Annotated in this window: 13 protein-coding genes, 1 pseudogene and 1 riboswitch; of the genes and pseudogenes, 6 read left to right on the top strand and 8 right to left on the bottom strand. The window is 67.5% G+C overall.

Annotation, left to right across the window (positions count from 1 at the left end; genetic code table 11):
- Positions 1-33: 33 nt before the first annotated feature.
- The 5 genes from D3218_RS13765 to D3218_RS13745 all read right to left on the bottom strand — a co-directional run bounded on the left by D3218_RS13765 (position 34) and on the right by D3218_RS13745 (position 5,135).
- A complete protein-coding gene (locus D3218_RS13765; protein ID WP_119540669.1) occupies positions 34-888 on the bottom strand; it encodes a carbohydrate ABC transporter permease in 855 nt (284 codons plus the stop codon).
- A 4-nt stretch (positions 889-892) separates the two neighbouring features.
- A complete protein-coding gene (locus D3218_RS13760) occupies positions 893-1,825 on the bottom strand; it encodes a carbohydrate ABC transporter permease (protein WP_245415045.1) in 933 nt (310 codons plus the stop codon).
- Positions 1,826-1,941: 116 nt separating this feature from the next.
- On the bottom strand, positions 1,942-3,180 hold the full coding sequence (locus D3218_RS13755) for an ABC transporter substrate-binding protein (protein ID WP_119540668.1): 1,239 nt from the start codon (positions 3,178-3,180) through the stop codon (positions 1,942-1,944).
- 47 nt (positions 3,181-3,227) lie between these two features.
- Positions 3,228-4,292, bottom strand: a complete 1,065-nt coding sequence (locus tag D3218_RS13750; RefSeq protein WP_119540667.1) for an ABC transporter ATP-binding protein — start codon at positions 4,290-4,292, stop codon at positions 3,228-3,230.
- Between the two features lie 138 nt (positions 4,293-4,430).
- Positions 4,431-5,135, bottom strand: a complete 705-nt coding sequence (locus tag D3218_RS13745; protein WP_119540666.1) for a GntR family transcriptional regulator — start codon at positions 5,133-5,135, stop codon at positions 4,431-4,433.
- A gap of 99 nt (positions 5,136-5,234) precedes the next feature.
- Between D3218_RS13745 and D3218_RS13740 the strand changes: the two genes are divergently transcribed.
- From D3218_RS13740 to smoA, 3 genes are read left to right on the top strand one after another with little or no spacing between them, the layout of a single operon-like run.
- Positions 5,235-6,392, top strand: a complete 1,158-nt coding sequence (locus D3218_RS13740; protein ID WP_119540665.1) for an LLM class flavin-dependent oxidoreductase — start codon at positions 5,235-5,237, stop codon at positions 6,390-6,392.
- Positions 6,392-7,285, top strand: coding sequence for an aldo/keto reductase (locus D3218_RS13735; protein WP_119540664.1), 894 nt, complete (start codon positions 6,392-6,394; stop codon positions 7,283-7,285). Before D3218_RS13740 ends, D3218_RS13735 begins: the two co-directional genes overlap by 1 nt.
- Positions 7,285-7,818 carry an NADH-dependent FMN reductase SmoA gene (gene smoA, locus D3218_RS13730; protein WP_119540663.1) on the top strand — a complete coding sequence of 178 codons (534 nt, stop codon included), beginning with the start codon at positions 7,285-7,287 and terminating at the stop codon, positions 7,816-7,818. Before D3218_RS13735 ends, smoA begins: the two co-directional genes overlap by 1 nt.
- A gap of 57 nt (positions 7,819-7,875) precedes the next feature.
- Here smoA and D3218_RS13725 read toward each other — a convergent pair whose 3' ends face one another.
- Together D3218_RS13725 and D3218_RS13720 are read right to left on the bottom strand one after the other, a co-directional pair.
- Positions 7,876-8,265 (bottom strand): response regulator, encoded by a 390-nt coding sequence (locus D3218_RS13725; protein ID WP_119540662.1) that lies wholly within the window; start codon positions 8,263-8,265, stop codon positions 7,876-7,878.
- Positions 8,266-8,275: 10 nt separating this feature from the next.
- Positions 8,276-11,074 (bottom strand): HWE histidine kinase domain-containing protein, encoded by a 2,799-nt coding sequence (locus tag D3218_RS13720; protein ID WP_136625106.1) that lies wholly within the window; start codon positions 11,072-11,074, stop codon positions 8,276-8,278.
- Positions 11,075-11,822: 748 nt separating this feature from the next.
- Positions 11,823-11,938: riboswitch (yybP-ykoY riboswitch) on the top strand.
- A 59-nt stretch (positions 11,939-11,997) separates the two neighbouring features.
- On the opposite strand from D3218_RS13720, the gene D3218_RS13710 reads away from it, so the two are divergent.
- Together D3218_RS13710 and D3218_RS13705 are read left to right on the top strand one after the other, a co-directional pair.
- Complete coding sequence (locus D3218_RS13710; protein ID WP_119540660.1) at positions 11,998-12,558, top strand: manganese efflux pump MntP; 561 nt, start codon at positions 11,998-12,000, stop codon at positions 12,556-12,558.
- The gene (locus D3218_RS13705; RefSeq protein WP_245415044.1) at positions 12,555-13,196 is read left to right on the top strand and encodes a cytochrome b; all 642 of its coding nucleotides are present in this window, start codon (positions 12,555-12,557) and stop codon (positions 13,194-13,196) included. The genes D3218_RS13710 and D3218_RS13705 overlap by 4 nt, the downstream gene beginning before the upstream one ends.
- A gap of 54 nt (positions 13,197-13,250) precedes the next feature.
- Here D3218_RS13705 and D3218_RS13700 read toward each other — a convergent pair.
- Positions 13,251-13,376: pseudogene (locus D3218_RS13700) on the bottom strand (integrase core domain-containing protein); the annotation flags it as partial.
- Positions 13,377-13,997: 621 nt separating this feature from the next.
- Here D3218_RS13700 and D3218_RS13695 point away from each other — a divergent pair.
- On the top strand, positions 13,998-15,758 hold the full coding sequence (locus D3218_RS13695; protein WP_119540658.1) for a retron Ec67 family RNA-directed DNA polymerase/endonuclease: 1,761 nt from the start codon (positions 13,998-14,000) through the stop codon (positions 15,756-15,758).
- The last annotated feature ends 46 nt before the right edge of the window (positions 15,759-15,804 follow it).

The raw sequence follows: 15,804 nt of genomic DNA, 5'->3' as shown, positions 1-15,804 counted from the left end.
GGGAACGAGGGACGGGCCGGGGCCGCGCGGCGGCTAGCCCTTGATCGAGCCGGCGGTGAGGCCGGAGACGACGCGCTCCTGGAAGATCACGATCAGCACGGCCACCGGCACGATGCCGACCACGAGCGCGGCCGAGATGACCGGCCAGGGGAAGGCGAACTCGCCCTGGTAGAGCTGGATGCCGACCGGCAGCGTGCGCAAGCTCGGGTTGGAGTTGAACGACAGCGCCAGCAGGAACTCGTCCCAGGCGTTGACGAAGGCGAGGATGCCGGCGGTGAACACGCCGGGCGCGCAGATCGGCACCACCACCTTGAAGAGCGCCCCGAGCCGCGTGCAGCCGTCGATCATCGCCGCGTTCTCGAGATCCTGCGGGATGCCCTCGAAGAAGGACACGAGGATCAGCGTGCACACGGGCAGCGACAGGACGGTGTAGGGCAGGATCAGCGCAACCCAGGTGTTGAGGAGGTTCAGGGCGCGCATGATCTCGAACAGCGGCACCAGGAGCGTGACCAGCGGAAAGGTCGAGACCGCGATGATCAGCGACAGGATCACGCCGCGATAGGCGAGGTCGAGCCGCGCCAGCGCATAGGCCGCCAGCACGGAGACCAGCAGCGTCAGGACCGTGGACAGCAGCGCCACCATGAAGCTGTTGAACAGGAACAGGAGCAGCGGTTGGTCGGAGAAGGCCAGCGCGTAGTTGGCGAGCGTCGGCGACTGCGGCGCCCAGGTGATCGGCCGCAGGGTCAGCTCGGCCTCGGTCTTGAGCGAGGTGAACAGGATCCAGATCGCGGGAAACAGCCCGTTGACCAGGAGCACGCCCGCCGCGAGGAGGCGCAGCGGCTTGCCGGAGAACAGCGCGAAGGGCGAGGAGGCGGCGACGGCGCTCATGGGTTCAGCCCTTCCTGCGCAGCATGCGGAGATAGACGAAGGTCACGCACATGGAGAAGGCGAACATCACCACCGCCAGGGCCGACCCGTAGCCGAGGTCCAGGAACGAGACGGTGTTCTGGTGGATGTACATGGCGAGCGTCACCGTGGACGTGCCGGGGCCTCCCCCGGTCATCATGTAGGGGATGTCGAAGGTCTGCAGCGCCGTGATGGTGCGGAAGATCAGCGCGATCACGATCGCGGGCTTCAGCAGCGGCAGGGTGATCTCGAAGAACTGGCGCATCCGCCCCGCCCCGTCGACGTCGGCCGCCTCGTAGAGCGAGCGCGGGATGGTCTGGAGCCCGGCCAGGATGATCAGCGCCATGAAGGACGAGGTCTTCCAGACGATGGTCAGGCAGATCGCGGCGAAGGCCCAGCCCGGCGAGTTGAACCAGATGATCCCCTCGAAGCCGAGCCGGTTGAGGACGTCGTTCACGATGCCGTACTCGTAGTGGAAGGACCACGCGAAGATCAGGCCGGCGAAGGACAGCGGCAGCGCCCAGGGGATCAGCAGCGACAGGCGCACCGGCCAGCGGCGGCGGAAGGGCAGGTTGGCGAGCAGCGCCATGCCGAGCCCCATGAGCAGCGCGCCGGGCACCGTGATGGCGACGATCAGAAGCGTGTTCCAGGCCGCGTCCCAGAACACCGGGTCGTCCCACATCAGGGCGTAGTTCTCCAGGCCCACGAACTCGGCCGGCAGCCCGGAGGTGAGCGACAGGTTCTGGAGGCTCATCCACAGGAGCCGGCCCACGGGGTAGACGATGATGAGCGACAGGAGGAGGGCGGCCGGCGCCAGCAGGAGGGCGGCCAGCGTCCTGTCGCCGGGGTCGAGGCAGCGCGTCCAGGTCGCCGGCGGCCGGTCGGTCTGTTTCATGGTGTCCGTCGCTGCCAGGGTCATGATCGCTCGGTGCCTTCCCTCGGCACGCCGCCCGCGCGGGGGGCGCGCCGCTGCGCGAGGGACCGGCGGGAGGGTCCCGCGCCGGTCGTCGCCGTTCGGTAGAGCCGCGCCGGCGCTCAGCGCAGGACGCGGCGCAGGCGGCTTTCCATCTCGGCCGCGCCGTCCTCGGGCGACTTCACGCCGGCCAGGACCGAGTTCACCGTGGTGCGGATGATCTCGCTGACCTCGTTGTAGCGCGGCGTCACCGGACGCGCGCGCGCCGTCTCGACGACGGGCAGCGCCTGGGCGAACCAGGGGGCCGCGCTCGCCACCTCGGCGTCGGTGTAGAGGCCGGGGTAGGTCGGCAGCAGCGCGCCGTTGACCGCCATGTACTTCGACACGTCCTCTCCGCTCAGGAACTCGGCGAGCGCCTTGGCCTCCTCCTGGTGCTGCGAATAGGCCGAGACGCCGAACTCCCAGCCGCCGAGGCAGCTCGACTGCTCGCCCGAGCCCAGCGCCGGCAGCCGCGCCACGCCGACCTTGCCGGCCACCGCCGAGTCCGGCCTCTGGAAGTGCTTCCAGGCATAGGACCAGTTGACGGCGAAGAGGACCTTGCCGGCCTGGAACTCCTTGCGCGTGTCGTCGGTCGCGACCTCGGACACGTTCTTCTTGGCGACCCCGTCGTCGACGAAGCCCTTCCAGAGGGCGAGCGAGCGCACGGCCGCGTCCCGGTCGAAGTCGAGCTTGCCGCCGGAGACGAGCTGCTTGCCCTGGCTCCAGTAGGGCAGGAGGAAGGTGCAGACCGCGCCCTCGATCGCCTTGCCCTGGAAGCTCAGGCCCTGGAGGTCGGCGGCCGCCGCCCCCTCCCCGTCCGCCACCGTCCTGGCGGCGGCGGTCAGCTCCTCCCAGGTCTCGGGCGGCGCGATGCCGTATTTCTCGAGCAGGTCCTTGCGGTAGTACAGGAACATCGCGTCGGCGAAGGCGGGCAGCGCGACGATCTCCCCGTCCACCGTGTTGGCCTCGCGATAGGCCGGCACGTAGGCCGACAGGTCCTTCTCGGGGAAGTGCGTCGTCCAGCCGGCGGCGGCATACTGGGCCGGGCGGATCACGTCCAGCATCAGGACGTCGAGGTTCGTGTCCTTGGCCGACATCACGGTGTTGAGATACTGCGCCTGCGCGTCCGACGTGTTGCCGCCGGTCTCGATCGTGACCTTCACGTCCGGGTTCTGCGCTTCGTAGGCGTCCAGCATCTTGCGCCAGACGTCGGGCTGGTGCTGGCTGGAGACGAAGATCTTGAGCTCGGTCTCGGCCAGGGCCGGCGTCGCCGCCAGCACGCAGGCGCCGAGCGCGGCGCGGATGAGGCTCGTCATGCGCATGTGGTGGTCCTCCCGTTGATCTTGTCCGTCGCGGCGTCGCGGCCGGTTCAGAGAATGGCCGTCTCGCTCGCCGCGTCGAAGAGATGGATTTTCGCGGGGTCCACCCCGATCTGAAAAACCTGACCCGGCTCCAGCCGGATCGTCGGCGGCATGCGCGCGGTGAGCGTCGCCTCTCCCAGGGCGAAGTGCACCAGCGTGTCGGAGCCGAGCGGCTCGATGACCTGCGCCGCCACGGACAGGGTCGAGCCGGCCTCGGCGGTCGGCTGGAAATGCTCGGGCCGGATCCCCGCGATCACCTCGCGCCCGTCCGCGAGCGCGATGCCGGGCGCCAGCGGCAGCGTGTTGCCGTCCGCGAAGCCGAGGCGTCCGCCCTGCATCCTGGCCCTGGCGAAATTCATGGCGGGCGAGCCGATGAAGCCGCCCACGAAGACGCTGGCCGGCCGGTTGTAGACCTCGTCGGGCGTGCCGACCTGCTCGATGTCGCCGCCGCGCAGGATCACGATCCGGTCGGCCAGCGTCATCGCCTCGACCTGGTCGTGCGTGACGTAGATGATCGTGGTGCCGATGGTCTGGTGCAGGCGCTTGATCTCGGTGCGCACCTCGCCGCGCAGCTTGGCGTCGAGATTGGAGAGCGGCTCGTCGAACAGGAACACCTGCGGCCGGCGCACGATGGCCCGGCCCATGGCGACGCGCTGGCGCTGGCCGCCCGAGAGCTGGCCCGGCCGGCGGTCGAGAAGGTGAGAGATGCCCAGCATGCGCGCCGCGTCCGCGATGCGCCGCTCGGCCTCGTCCGCCGCCACGCCGCGCACCTTGAGGCTGAAGCCCATGTTCTCGCGCACCGTCTTGTGCGGGTAGAGCGCGTAGTCCTGGAACACCATGGCGATGTCGCGCTCGCGCGGCGGCAGGGCGTTGACCACGCGGCTGCCGATGCGGATCTGGCCGTCGGTCACGCTTTCCAGGCCCGCCACCATGCGCAGCGTCGTGGACTTGCCGCAGCCCGACGGGCCGACCAGCACGACGAGTTCGCCGTCGGCGATCTCCAGATCGATGCCCTTCACGATCTGGATGGCGCCATAGCTCTTGTCGAGCTTCTGCAGGCTCACCGATGCCATGCGCTTCCTCCCATTCCGCAGTCCCGGCGCCGGATCGCTCCGGCCGGGTCCGCCTCCTCGCGACGATGCTTAGCGCACCTGACAAATATAGAGCAATGGTGTATCAATTTTGCGCCGCAACAGGCGGGCGGCGCCCGATCAGCGGATTCGCGAGACGTAGTGGGCCACGCGATGGTCGTACCATGTGTGCGAGACCTCGGCGATCACGCCTTGCGGCGTCCAGCTCCGGCGCAGGATGTGGCAGATCGGCGAGCCCGCCGCCGGCTCGAACGCGTCCGGTTTCCAGGCGGGCACGGTCCGGAGGCCGATCTGGTCCTCCGCCTTCTCGATGAACAGGTCGAGGCGCGTGCGGTAGAACAGGTAGAGCGACTCCGAGAGGTCCGAGGCGGTGATCGTCTCGGCGAAGCTTCCGTCGAGCCAGATTTCCTCCATGGCGGCGACCCGGCCGGACAGGCGGCGCAGCCGGCGGATGCGGTGCCCGGAGCGCGAGGGCCCGAGGGTCGCGATCTCGTCGGGTTTGTCGTAGCGGCCGACATCCAGCACCTCGGCCGTCGGCAGGCCGCCGCCGGCGATGAGCTCCAGCCGGAACATCGCGTAGAGGCTCTTGGGGTCGCTCGCCGCGCGCACGTAGTTGCCCGAGCCCTGGACGCGCTCCAGCAGCCCGCGCGCCTGAAGCTCGGCCAGGGCCTTGCGCAGCGTGCCGATGGAGGTGCCCATCTCCACCGCCATGTCGCGCTCGGGCGCGAGCTTCTCGCCGTCCACGAGGCGCCCGGCCGCGATGTCGCGCACCAACGTCTCGGTGAGCTGGAGATAGACCGGAAGGCTCCCCCGCACCTGCCGCATGACGCTCCCCTCCTTCGCGACCGCAAATTGATACACCATTGATTTACATGAAACCGGGTGCTAGCTCCAGGGCTGTTTCGTGCCTGGAGGAGGAAAAGCATGACCGTCGTCCCGATCACGTCGGCCGATCTGGAAGAGGTGGAGGTCTCCTGGTTCTCGGCCCTCTGCTCCGACGACTATGCCTATCTGGGCGTGCCCGACGGCGACCTGCGGTCGAGCTGGGACCACTGCTCGCGCATCGCGCTCGCCGCCGAGCGGCTCGGCTTCCGCAACATCCTCTGCCCCTCGTCCTACCAGGTCGGGCAGGACACGCTGAGCTTCGTGGCCGGCTGCGCGCCGCTGACGGAGCGCATGAACTTCCTGGCCGCGATCCGCTGCGGCGAGATGCAGCCGATCATGCTGGCGCGCACGGTCGCGACGCTCGATCACATGCTGAAGGGCCGGCTGACGCTCAACGTCATCAGCTCCGACTTTCCCGGCGAGGTCGCCGACAGCGCCTTCCGCTACCGCCGCTCCCACGAGGTGGTGGAGATCCTGCGCCAGGCCTGGACGCGCGAGACGATCGACTTCGAGGGCGAGGTCTACCGGTTCCAGGGCGTCTCCACCGAGCCGGCGCGCCCCTACCAGCAGAACGGCGGCCCCCTGCTCTACTTCGGCGGCTATTCGCCCGACGCGCTGGAGCTGTGCGGTGCGCAGTGCGACGTCTACCTGATGTGGCCGGAATCGCGCGACCAGCTCGCCGAGCGCATGCGCGCCGTGCACGCCCGCGCCGAGGCGCACGGGCGCACGCTCGACTACGGCCTGCGGGTCCACGTGGTCGTGCGCGACACCGAGAAGGAGGCGCGCGAGTATGCCGACCACCTCGTCTCCAAGCTCGACGACGAATACGGCCGGCTGATCCGCAGCCGCGCCCACGACAGCATCTCGCTGGGCGTCGCCCACCAGGCCCGCGCGCGCGAGCTCGCCGACACGTTCGGCTACATCGAGCCCCATCTCTGGACCGGCGTCGGACGGGCGCGCTCGGGCTGCGGCGCGGCGCTGGTCGGCTCCACCGACCAGATCCTCTCGGCCCTCGAGGACTACCGCCGGATGGGCATCCGCGCCTTCATCCTGTCGGGCTACCCGCACCTGGACGAGGCCGAGCATTTCGGCACCAAGGTGCTGCCGCAGATCCGCACCTGCTCCTTGCCGGAGGCGCGCGGCCGGGTGCCCGCCTCGACGCCGGCCACGCCCCTCGGTCTCGGGGAGCGCCGCTGATGGAACGCGTCCGGCTCGGATCCGACCTCGAGGTCAGCCGCCTCGTCTACGGGCTCTGGCGGCTCGGCGACGACGCCGACACCTCGCCCGCCCACGTGGTCCGCAAGGTGGAGGCGTGCCTGGCGCAGGGCATCACCACCATGGACCACGCCGACATCTACGGCGGCTATGCCGGCGAGGCGATCTTCGGCGCCGCGCTGAAGACCGCCCCCCACCTGCGGGAGCGGATCGAGATCGTCACGAAATGCGGCATCGTCGCCCCGATGGGCCGCCATGCGGGCGCGCGGGTCAAGCACTACGACACCGGCCGCGCCCACGTGACGGCCTCGGTCGAGACCTCCCTTCGCGACATGGCGATCGAGCGCATCGACCTCCTCCTGATCCACCGTCCGGACCCGCTGATGGACCCGTGGGAGACCGGCGCCGTGCTGGACGAACTGGTGGCCTCGGGCAAGGTGCGGGCGGTCGGCGTGTCGAACTTCCGGCCGCACGACCTGTCGCTCCTCCAGTCGGCCATGCGCTCGAAGCTCGTCACCAACCAGATCGAGCTCAGCCTCCTGGAAACGGACGCCTTCTCCAACGGCGATCTGGCGAGCTTGATGGAGCGGCGCATCCGGCCCATGGCCTGGTCGCCGCTCGGCGGCGGCCGCCTGTTCGGCGGCTCCGAGACGCCGCTGCGGCACCGGCTGCGTGCGATCGCCACGGCGCATGGGGTGGACGAGGGTGCGGTGGCGATCGCCTGGCTGCTCGCCCATCCGGCCGGGATCCTCCCGGTTCTCGGCACCAACGCGCTGCCCCGCATCGGCGCGATCGCCGAGGCGCTGCGCGTGCCGATCGACCGGCAGACATGGTTCGAACTCTACAGGGCCGCCAAGGGCCACGAGGTTCCGTGATGACCATCATGCAGACCATCCGCCATCCGCCCGAGCACCGCTTCGTCCCCGACGCGGACAACACCCGCTCGCTGCGCAACGCGCTCGGCGCCTTCACCACGGGCGTCGCCGTGGTCACCGCGCCGACCGGGATCGGCCCGATCGGCATGACGGTGAACAGCTTCGCCTCGGTCTCGCTCGATCCGCCGCTGGTGCTCTGGTCGCCCGCCAAGAGCTCGGGCCGCCACGGCGCCTTCACCGGCGCCGCGCATTTCGCGGTCCACGTCCTGGGCGTCGACCAGGACGCCTTGAGCGCCCGCTTCACGCGCGGCGGGCTCGGCTTCGAGGGGCTGGACTGGCAGGCCAACGCGGAGGGCGTGCCGGTGATCTCGGGCACGATCGCGCGCTTCGAATGCGCCACCGCCTCGCTGCACGACGCGGGCGACCACACGATCGTGCTCGGCCGCGTCCTGCGCGCGGCGCATCGCGAGGGCGAGCCGCTGTGCTTCTCGCGCGGCGCGTTCGGCAGCTTCAGAACACGCCATCCGGGCTGACCGGGCGCGATCCGCCGCGCTGTCCCGGAGCGTCGCGCGGGAGCGTGCCCGGCCGGTTCAGCCCTGGATCTGGGCCGCGATCGCGCTTAGTGCCTCGATGATGCCCCGCGGCGGATAGGGCTTAGCGAAGAACAAGCCGTTCTCCGGCATGTCCGCGCTCTCCACCCGGATACGCCCCGACGTCACGATGATCGCCACGGGCGGCCAGCGGTCGCGCACGGCCCTCGCCAGCTTGAGCCCGTCCATCGTGCCGGGCATCTCGACGTCGGTGAACAAGACGCGGATGTCGGAGTGGCGCTCGAGCAGGCGGATCGCCTGGTCGGCGTTGCGTGCCTCGTAGGCGGTGAAGCCCGCTTCCTCGCAAAGGTCCACGGCTTCGGCGCGCACGAGGGCGTCGTCCTCGACGACCAGGACGGCATAGCGGGCGGGATCGAAGGACTGGGCCATGGCGTGCGGTTCAGGGGTTCGGCTGGGTGGAAGGCCGGTCGACGGCCCCCGTCAGGGTGAAACGAATGCCGGCCGGGTCGAAGTCGATGCGCCCCTCGCCGTCGAAGTAGCTGGCGACGATGCGCTCGATCAGCTTGGAGCCGAACCCGCGCCGTGTCGGCGGGGTAACCGCCGGCCCCCCGGATTCGATCCAACGAAACACGAACGCGCCACCTGCGGCATTCCAGACCATGTCGACGCGACCCGTCTCGTTCGACAAGGCCCCGTACTTCGCCGCGTTGGTCGCAAGCTCGTGGATCGCGAGGCTGAGGCCCAGCGCGCGCTGCGCCGACAGTTCGACGGGCGGCCCCGCCAGCGTGATCCGCTCGCCCGCCAGCCGGTGCGGCGCGATGGCCGCGTCCGCCACCTCGCGCACGTCCGCCTCGGCGAAGTTCGTGCGCGTCATGATGTCCTGGGCCCGGGCGAGGGCCGCCAGACGGCTCGTGATCGCCTCGCGGCCCTCGTCCATCGTGCGCGCCTGGCGAAGCGTCTGCGTGGCGATCGCCTGCACCATGGCGAGCGTGTTCTTCATCCGGTGCGCCATCTCCTGCGTGAGGACGCGCTGGGCATCCTCCATCCGCTGACGGGCGAGCGCCACGCGCACCCGGTCGCCGACCTGCTCCACGAACTGGCGCTCGCCATCGGTCCAGGCATGGAGCGTTCGCGAGTGCGCGAAGACCACCGCGTAGAGGCGGCCGTCGAAGCTGATCGGAAGGTCCAGGAACGATCGGGTCTGGATGGCGTCGAAGCCCGCCTGCCTGCCGGTCGTGCGCGGATCCGCGGCGACGTCGTCGACCGCCACGATGTCGTCGCACCGCAGATCGTCGATGTAGGAACCATAGGAGGCGAAGGCGTGCTGGCCGACCACGCTGGAGACGCCGGGTTCGCACCAGTCGGAGCGGACGTCGATCGTGTCCTCGCGAAGGTTCACGATGCCCGAGCCCACGCGGTCGACCTCCAGTCCGTCGGCAAGGCACCGCGCGGCGGCCGTCACGATGGTCTGCAGGTCGGATCGACCGCGCAACTCGTCGGCCAGCGTCAGGAGCGTGGCCTGCCGGCGTTCCCGCCGGATGCGCTCGGTGACCTCGATGAAGATGACGGTGAAGCGATCGCCGCCGATCGGCTGCGCGACGCCGTCGTACCAGCGATCGAGCATGCCGACCCGGCGCGTGAAGCGCAGCGGCTCGCCCATCTCCACCACGTGGGCGAACTCGTCGACCCAGGCAGCCTCGATACCGGGGAACACCTCGCGGATGGTGCGCCCCACCGCCGTTCCCCGCGGCACGTCGATAAGGTCGTGCCAGGCGTCGTTCACCGCCTCGTAGCGCCAGTCGGCGACGTGGCCGGACGCGTCCCGGATCACCTCGCCCAGGATGAACCCCTCGTGCAGCGTCTCGAAGACGGTGCGCCACTTGGCCTCGCTTCGGGCCAGCGCGCCCTCCGCCTCGCGGCGCGTCGTGGTGTCGGCGATCAGCATGGCGACCCGGCCGCCACCGACGGGGAAGAGATGCGCGTCGTACCAGCGCCCGAGCGGCTTCGCCTCGCCCTCGAACCGGATGGCCTCGCCCGTCTTGGCGACATGGCCGTAGGCGTCGTGCCAGTGCTGCTCGATGCCGGGCGCCACCTCGCTGGCGTAGCGTCCGACCGCGTTCGACAGCCCGGTATGACGCTCGAAGGCGGGATTGGCCTCGATCACGCGATGGTCGATCGGATGCCCCGCATCGTCGAACTTGACCTCGCTGATGCAGAATCCCGCATCGATGTTCTCGAACAGGGCTCGGAAACGCGCCTCGCTGGCGGCCAGGGCCTCGACCATCCGATCCCGCTCGCTCTCGACCGCACGACGGCCCTCGATGTCGATGAGGACGCCGGGGAACATCGTCGGCGTTCCGTCCGGCGCATGGTCGACGCGCCCGTTCGCCTCCAGCCAGTAGTAGTTCCCGTCGGTTCGTCGCACGCGGTACTGGTGCGCGTAGGCGCCGCCGCGAAGGACGGCCTCGTTGATCGCGTCCGCCAGGCCCGCCTGATCGTCTGGATGGACGGTCGCGACGATCTGCGCGAGCGGGATGCCCTCGCGTCCCAGCGCCGGGTCGAGACCGAAGGCCCGGGCGAAGGGCTCGTCGATCGTGAAGCGGTCGGCCACGATGTCCCAGAACCAGGTGCCGATGATCGCGCCCGCCTCCAGGGCGAGCTCCACCCGCTGGATGTTCTCGTGCGCGACCGCCTCGCTGACGCGCAGCTTCTCGGTCGCCCTATCGCGCTCGCGCTCGGCGAGGACGCGAGGCGTGGCGTCGGCGGCGACGTTCAGGAGGCCGGCCACCGCGCCGCCCTCGTCGCGCACGGGCGAGTAGGAGAAGTCCCACCACGTGTCCTCGGCGAAGCCGTTGCGCGTCATCACCAGCGGCATGGCATGGAATGTGGTGGTCTCGCCGGCGTAGACGCGGTCCACCAGCGGGCCGATCTCGCCCCAGATCTCCGGCCAGACGGCGGCAAAGCCCATGCCCAGCGCCGCCGGATGGCGCGCGCCCAGGAACGGGGCATAGGCATCGTTGTAGAGGAAGGTGCGATCCGGCCCCCAGGCAAGGCACATGGCGTGGCCCGAGCCCAGCATGATGTCGAGCGTGGTGCGCAGGCTCTGCGGCCACGCCTCGCGCGCGCCGAGCGGCGTCGCCGACCAGTCGTGACGGCGGATCCACTCCGCCATCGACAGCACCGCGACCGGTCCGGGCCCCGCGCCGCTGTCCGCACGCCTCATCGTGTCAGTGCTCAACCTTGCGACCAGTTCCATCCGGAGGGCATCGCCGATAGCCGTAGGCGTTTCACCACGACGGGGGAAGACCCATCTTCGCCAGCCCAATCGCAGACGACGACCGACCGCGTGGCGGGCGCGGCCGGGGCGGCTTCTCGGCAGCCGGCAACGCATGCAGGGAGCGGCCGAACCGCCCCGTGACGAGGGGGGCGCGACAGCCAGGCGACATTTGCGCGAGGCCGTCTCGCACCGATCCTGGAACAGGCCAATCCCGGCGACGCGGAGGCCTCCCACGCCGTCGTCATCGGCCGGTCGGCCAGCCTGCCCACGCGGGCGCGAGCCGTTCTCGACTTCCTCGCCTGCATGCTTGGCAGGTCGGCTGCGCCGAAGCCGCCCCCGGAGTTTCCAGTCGGCATGGCGAACCGGATCATCGGGACGCCATCGGCAGCAGCCGCAGTGCATGGAGACGCCGCGGCGCCTATCCACCCGCCTCGAGGGGCGGCTCACCGGCGGCGTCCCGTTGGCACAATCCGATTGCGTCCTCCTCTCGCAGACGCCCCGAAACGGCTCGAACCGCCCCCCGCTCGCATCGGCCGCACGGCCTCCACGCCATCCGCCCGTCGCGTCGAGCGGGCTCCATTGCGCCCCGGCGACCGCCTCTCCGCTACGTTCGACGAGAATTGCGCCGAGGCGATCGGTCAGTTGCAAATGCAAATCAGAAACATGCAAGTTATTGTTCCGATTTGACTTTTTACCGTCCATTGCGTACGCCCCGCGTATCGGGGAGTAGCTACCGTTCGTGGAACGGGGGCGCGTCAACAGGCTCGCGCATCGGCGCGTGGCGCGCCCAGCCGAAGAGGCCCAGCAAGACCGTGGCGACCGTTTCACCGCATGCGGACAGGTGCGGCGGGAGCCCCGCTCCGCCCGTCCGTCGGATCGTCGTCATGTCACCCTTCACCATTGCCGTCCTGGCCGTGAGCATGTCGGTCGACGCCTTTGCGGTCTCCGTCGGACGGGGCGCCGCGATCGGGCGGCCGCGCTTTTCCGAGACGCTGCGCACGGGTGCGGTGTTCGGCGTCGTGGAGGCGATCACCCCCGTTCTCGGCTGGGCCGCGGGCGTCGCCGCCAGCAGCGTCGTCGCGGCGGTGGACCACTGGATCGCGTTCTGCCTGCTCGCCGCCGTCGGGCTGCACATGCTGTTCTCGGCGCTCGCCGGCAAGGACGCGGACGAGGCGCCGCTCGGCCGCTCGACCACCGTCCTCCTGGCAACCGCCGTCGGCACGAGCCTCGACGCCATGGCGGTCGGCGTGTCGCTGGCGTTCCTCGACATCAACATCGCCGTGATCGCGGTGGCGATCGGGCTGACGACCTTCCTGATGTCGTCGGGTGGGATGCTGGTCGGGCGACTGATCGGCGAGCGCTTCGGCCGCGCGGCGGAGGCCGTCGCCGGGATCGCCCTCGTCGGCCTCGGTGCCTCGATCCTCTCCGAACACCTCCTGGCGTGACGGGGTCGAGCGACACGATGATCGGCGCCGGCCGCCTGCGCGATACCCCGCAACGCTACGGCCTCGTCAGCCGGGCCCTCCATTGGGCGGCCGCGTATCTCCTGCTCTGGCAGTTCGCGACGCTGCTCGGCTGGCGCTGGCTCGGCGACGGGCCGGTGATGCGCGCCGTCTCGCTCCTGGGGCCGTACCACGGCACCGTCGGCGTCCTGATCCTCGCGCTTCTGCTGCCCCGAATGGCCTGGAGCCTCGTCGAGCGTCGGCGGCGGCCGAGAGATGCGCCGACAGCCCTCGGACGTCTGCGCGCCGGCGTTCACGGGGCGTTCTACGCCCTGATGCTCCTCGTGCCGGGCCTGGCGCTCGCGCGCGCCTACGGGAACGGGAAGGGCTACGAGCTCTGGGAGATCGCGCTGATTCCGGCGACCGGCGTCACGATGGAATGGCTGGTCGCGCCGGCCGATCTCCTGCACGGTCCGCTGGCCTGGACCCTCGCCGCGCTGATCGCCGGCCACGTCTCCATGGCGCTGATCCACCACTTCGCGCGTGGCGACGAAACGCTTCGGCGCATGGCCGGCGCTCTCGACGACGATCGGGCCGAGGGCGACGCGAGGCAGCGCCGCGGGCCCCGGAGCGGACGCTGATCGGTCTCCACCGAGCGGTCCGGTTGGAAAGCTGGTTCGGGGTTGGCGGCGTGATTGCCAGCTTTCGATGACGGCCTGCGCCACGCGGAGGCTGCCGAAAATCTCGCCGTCGAGACGTTCGTCGCGGGAGCGAACGTTGAAGCTCTCGACATAGCCGTTCTCACGCGGACTACAGGGCCGCGCGTACGGAGCGACAGGGCGGATGTCATGCACTTTCGCGCAGACGATAAGTGCCACGCCCACTTCGCCGATCGAAACGACTTGCGTCATCCGGCGCCCTCCCTCCCTTCGGATCGGCTGGAATGCGCTGGACGAACTGATGGAATGTGGTGGTCGAACGCCGCAGCGCACTGCACATAGCGAAGGGCACTGTTGAACAGTCCCGTTCGACAGGCTGCCGACCCTACCACCGATGTCGCTTAAGTCTCGGGCTTCCCTGAACAATCAGGGGAATTGGTGCCCAGGAAAGGACGGGCCTTCGAGAGGCTGAAAGCCCTGCGATACAAGCGTTCTCAGGGGGAGAAACCCGACGCTGTTGTACAGTCGTGTTGTAGGGCTGAAGAACCCTACTCGCAAGCGGTCACCGACGGCATTCAGGAAGCTAGCCATCGAGTTTCGTTGGGCGGTAGCGCCTGGCCTTTTCGCAGCAAAGTTGCTATGTGGATTTGGCGGTTTACAGGCAGATCCGTTGTTGTGTTTCGCAACAAGTAACATAAAAGTCTCCCGCATTGCCTCAGCATCTGGCGATCACGACGGGTCGATGGGTCCTGGGGTGCATAGAGAGTGCCTGTAAACCGCGTCATGTCTAGTTTGCCTTCCGAAAGCACCCTTGAGAGGCTTAAGGCATGCAAGGGTAAGCTCGGCCTAGCAATGCTACTGGGCGTGCAGCTGAAGCACCTTACCCATGCTCTGTACGGGATACCCATGCCGGTCCGGTATGCGGTCTTCACGATACCAAAATCCTCGGGAGGCGTTAGGATAATCCACGCTCCCAACGACCGTCTTAAGTTCGTACAGAGCGCTTTGGCGGCGGTGCTACAAGAATGCCTAATCGAGATTGAAACTAAAAGCGGTGTCCAGCGCCCCGTTTCACACGCTTTCCATCCAAAGCGTTCAATTTTTTCGAATGCGTGGGTTCACAGGCGCAAGCGGTTCGTCGTCAACTTCGACCTCCAAGATTTTTTCCCCTCACTTCATTTTGGACGAGTTTGTAAGTTCTTTGAAAAGAGCAGTGACTTTCAGCTCCATCCAAAAGTCGCAAATCTTATCGCTAACTTAGCGACCCATCCTGATGGGGCTGGAGGGACGTTCCTGCCGCAAGGAAGCCCATGCTCTCCCGTGATTTCAAACTTACTGACGCGTCCACTCGATCTACGCTTGCGCAAACTCGCGCAGCGGTGTGACTGTCGGTATTCCCGCTACGCTGACGACCTGACCTTCTCATCGAATACGACAGCATTTCCGGAGGCAATCGCAAAACTCGACAATGAATGTTGGATCGCAGGGGACGAGTTCGAAAAGATCGTCGTCCAATCCGGCTTCTTTCTGAACCACGCAAAAACGAGAATGGCCCTAAAGGGAACACGCCAAGTCGTCACAGGACTTGTAGTCAACAAGCAAGTCAGCGTTAACCGTGATACTTACAAGTGGCTCCGAGCGGCCTGCGACAGCATGTTCAAGAAGGGTATAGCTTCGCGCCATGATCCGCGGACCGTCAAGGTTTATACGATGGCTCGAAAGCTCGAACTAAAACAGCTGATCGGCCACGCTGAACATGTTTTTCATGCTCGGAGGAAATCAGGCATAGAGCTGCCTGCAATGAGTTTGATGAAGGGACCAGAACTCCTTCTGAAGCGACTTATCTACTACGAACGGTTTTTCGCCCACGACAGGCCAATCGTCATCTGCGAGGGTGACACTGATTATGTCTACCTGCGGATCGCACTCGCCAAGTTCGGTCACCAGTTTGCAAACCTTGCACCAAGTAAGGAAGGGTTGCCGGCAATTCGGTTCCTTCGTTTCACGCCCGTCATAGGTCGTTTTACCGGACTGCAAGGTGGCTCAGATCAGCTAAAAACGTTCCTTCAAAACTGGGATGTGAACATGGCGATGGTTGGGGATAGGTATCCGTCCCAGCCCGTCATCCTTTTCATGGATAATGATAGCGGCGCAAATGCTACAATGCAAATTCTCCGCGGAAAAAAAGTTATCAGTCAAGACATAAAGATGATGGAATTTACTCATGCAACAAAAAATCTGTACGTCATCTTCACGCCTGTCCCGGACGTGAAATCTCAGTCTTGTATCGAAGATTTCGTTGATCCAACGGCAAAATCAGTGAAGCTTGATGGCAAGACGTTTCACCCTGGAGGGAATGCGACTTACCAAGGCAAGAAGTGGTCGGACACATTGCATTACGGTAAGAGGGTTCTCGCGGAAAAGGTTGTAGCCGAGAACGTTGCGAAGTACGATTTTTCACTGTTCAAGCCGATCCTTGACAGACTGGATAAGGCAATAGCCGACTATCCTAAGCAGGTTGCTAAGATCGTCGCATCGAAGTGATGGTGCGCTCGCGTGCGGCGGAAGCGGAGCGTGGCTGGCGGTTCGC

Origin of the sequence: Aureimonas flava (assembly GCF_003583935.1) — a bacterium.
GTDB classification, from domain to species: domain Bacteria; phylum Pseudomonadota; class Alphaproteobacteria; order Rhizobiales; family Rhizobiaceae; genus Aureimonas; species Aureimonas flava.
The sequence above is the reverse complement of the archived record's forward strand: the minus strand, read 5'-3'. Positions and strand labels throughout refer to the sequence as shown.

What these genes read in the sequence shown, in the direction of transcription:
- D3218_RS13755 (WP_119540668.1), bottom strand. Translation starts at nt 3,180, where the DNA reads ATGCGCATGACGAGCCTCATCCGCGCCGCGCTCGGCGCCTGCGTGCTG.
- D3218_RS13740 (WP_119540665.1), top strand. Translation starts at nt 5,235, where the DNA reads ATGACCGTCGTCCCGATCACGTCGGCCGATCTGGAAGAGGTGGAGGTC.
- D3218_RS13745 (WP_119540666.1), bottom strand. Translation starts at nt 5,135, where the DNA reads ATGCGGCAGGTGCGGGGGAGCCTTCCGGTCTATCTCCAGCTCACCGAG.
- D3218_RS13765 (WP_119540669.1), bottom strand. Translation starts at nt 888, where the DNA reads ATGAGCGCCGTCGCCGCCTCCTCGCCCTTCGCGCTGTTCTCCGGCAAG.
- D3218_RS13750 (WP_119540667.1), bottom strand. Translation starts at nt 4,292, where the DNA reads ATGGCATCGGTGAGCCTGCAGAAGCTCGACAAGAGCTATGGCGCCATC.
- D3218_RS13760 (WP_245415045.1), bottom strand. Translation starts at nt 1,825, where the DNA reads ATGACCCTGGCAGCGACGGACACCATGAAACAGACCGACCGGCCGCCG.
- smoA (WP_119540663.1), top strand. Translation starts at nt 7,285, where the DNA reads ATGACCATCATGCAGACCATCCGCCATCCGCCCGAGCACCGCTTCGTC.
- D3218_RS13695 (WP_119540658.1), top strand. Translation starts at nt 13,998, where the DNA reads ATGTCTAGTTTGCCTTCCGAAAGCACCCTTGAGAGGCTTAAGGCATGC.
- D3218_RS13710 (WP_119540660.1), top strand. Translation starts at nt 11,998, where the DNA reads ATGTCACCCTTCACCATTGCCGTCCTGGCCGTGAGCATGTCGGTCGAC.
- D3218_RS13725 (WP_119540662.1), bottom strand. Translation starts at nt 8,265, where the DNA reads ATGGCCCAGTCCTTCGATCCCGCCCGCTATGCCGTCCTGGTCGTCGAG.
- D3218_RS13735 (WP_119540664.1), top strand. Translation starts at nt 6,392, where the DNA reads ATGGAACGCGTCCGGCTCGGATCCGACCTCGAGGTCAGCCGCCTCGTC.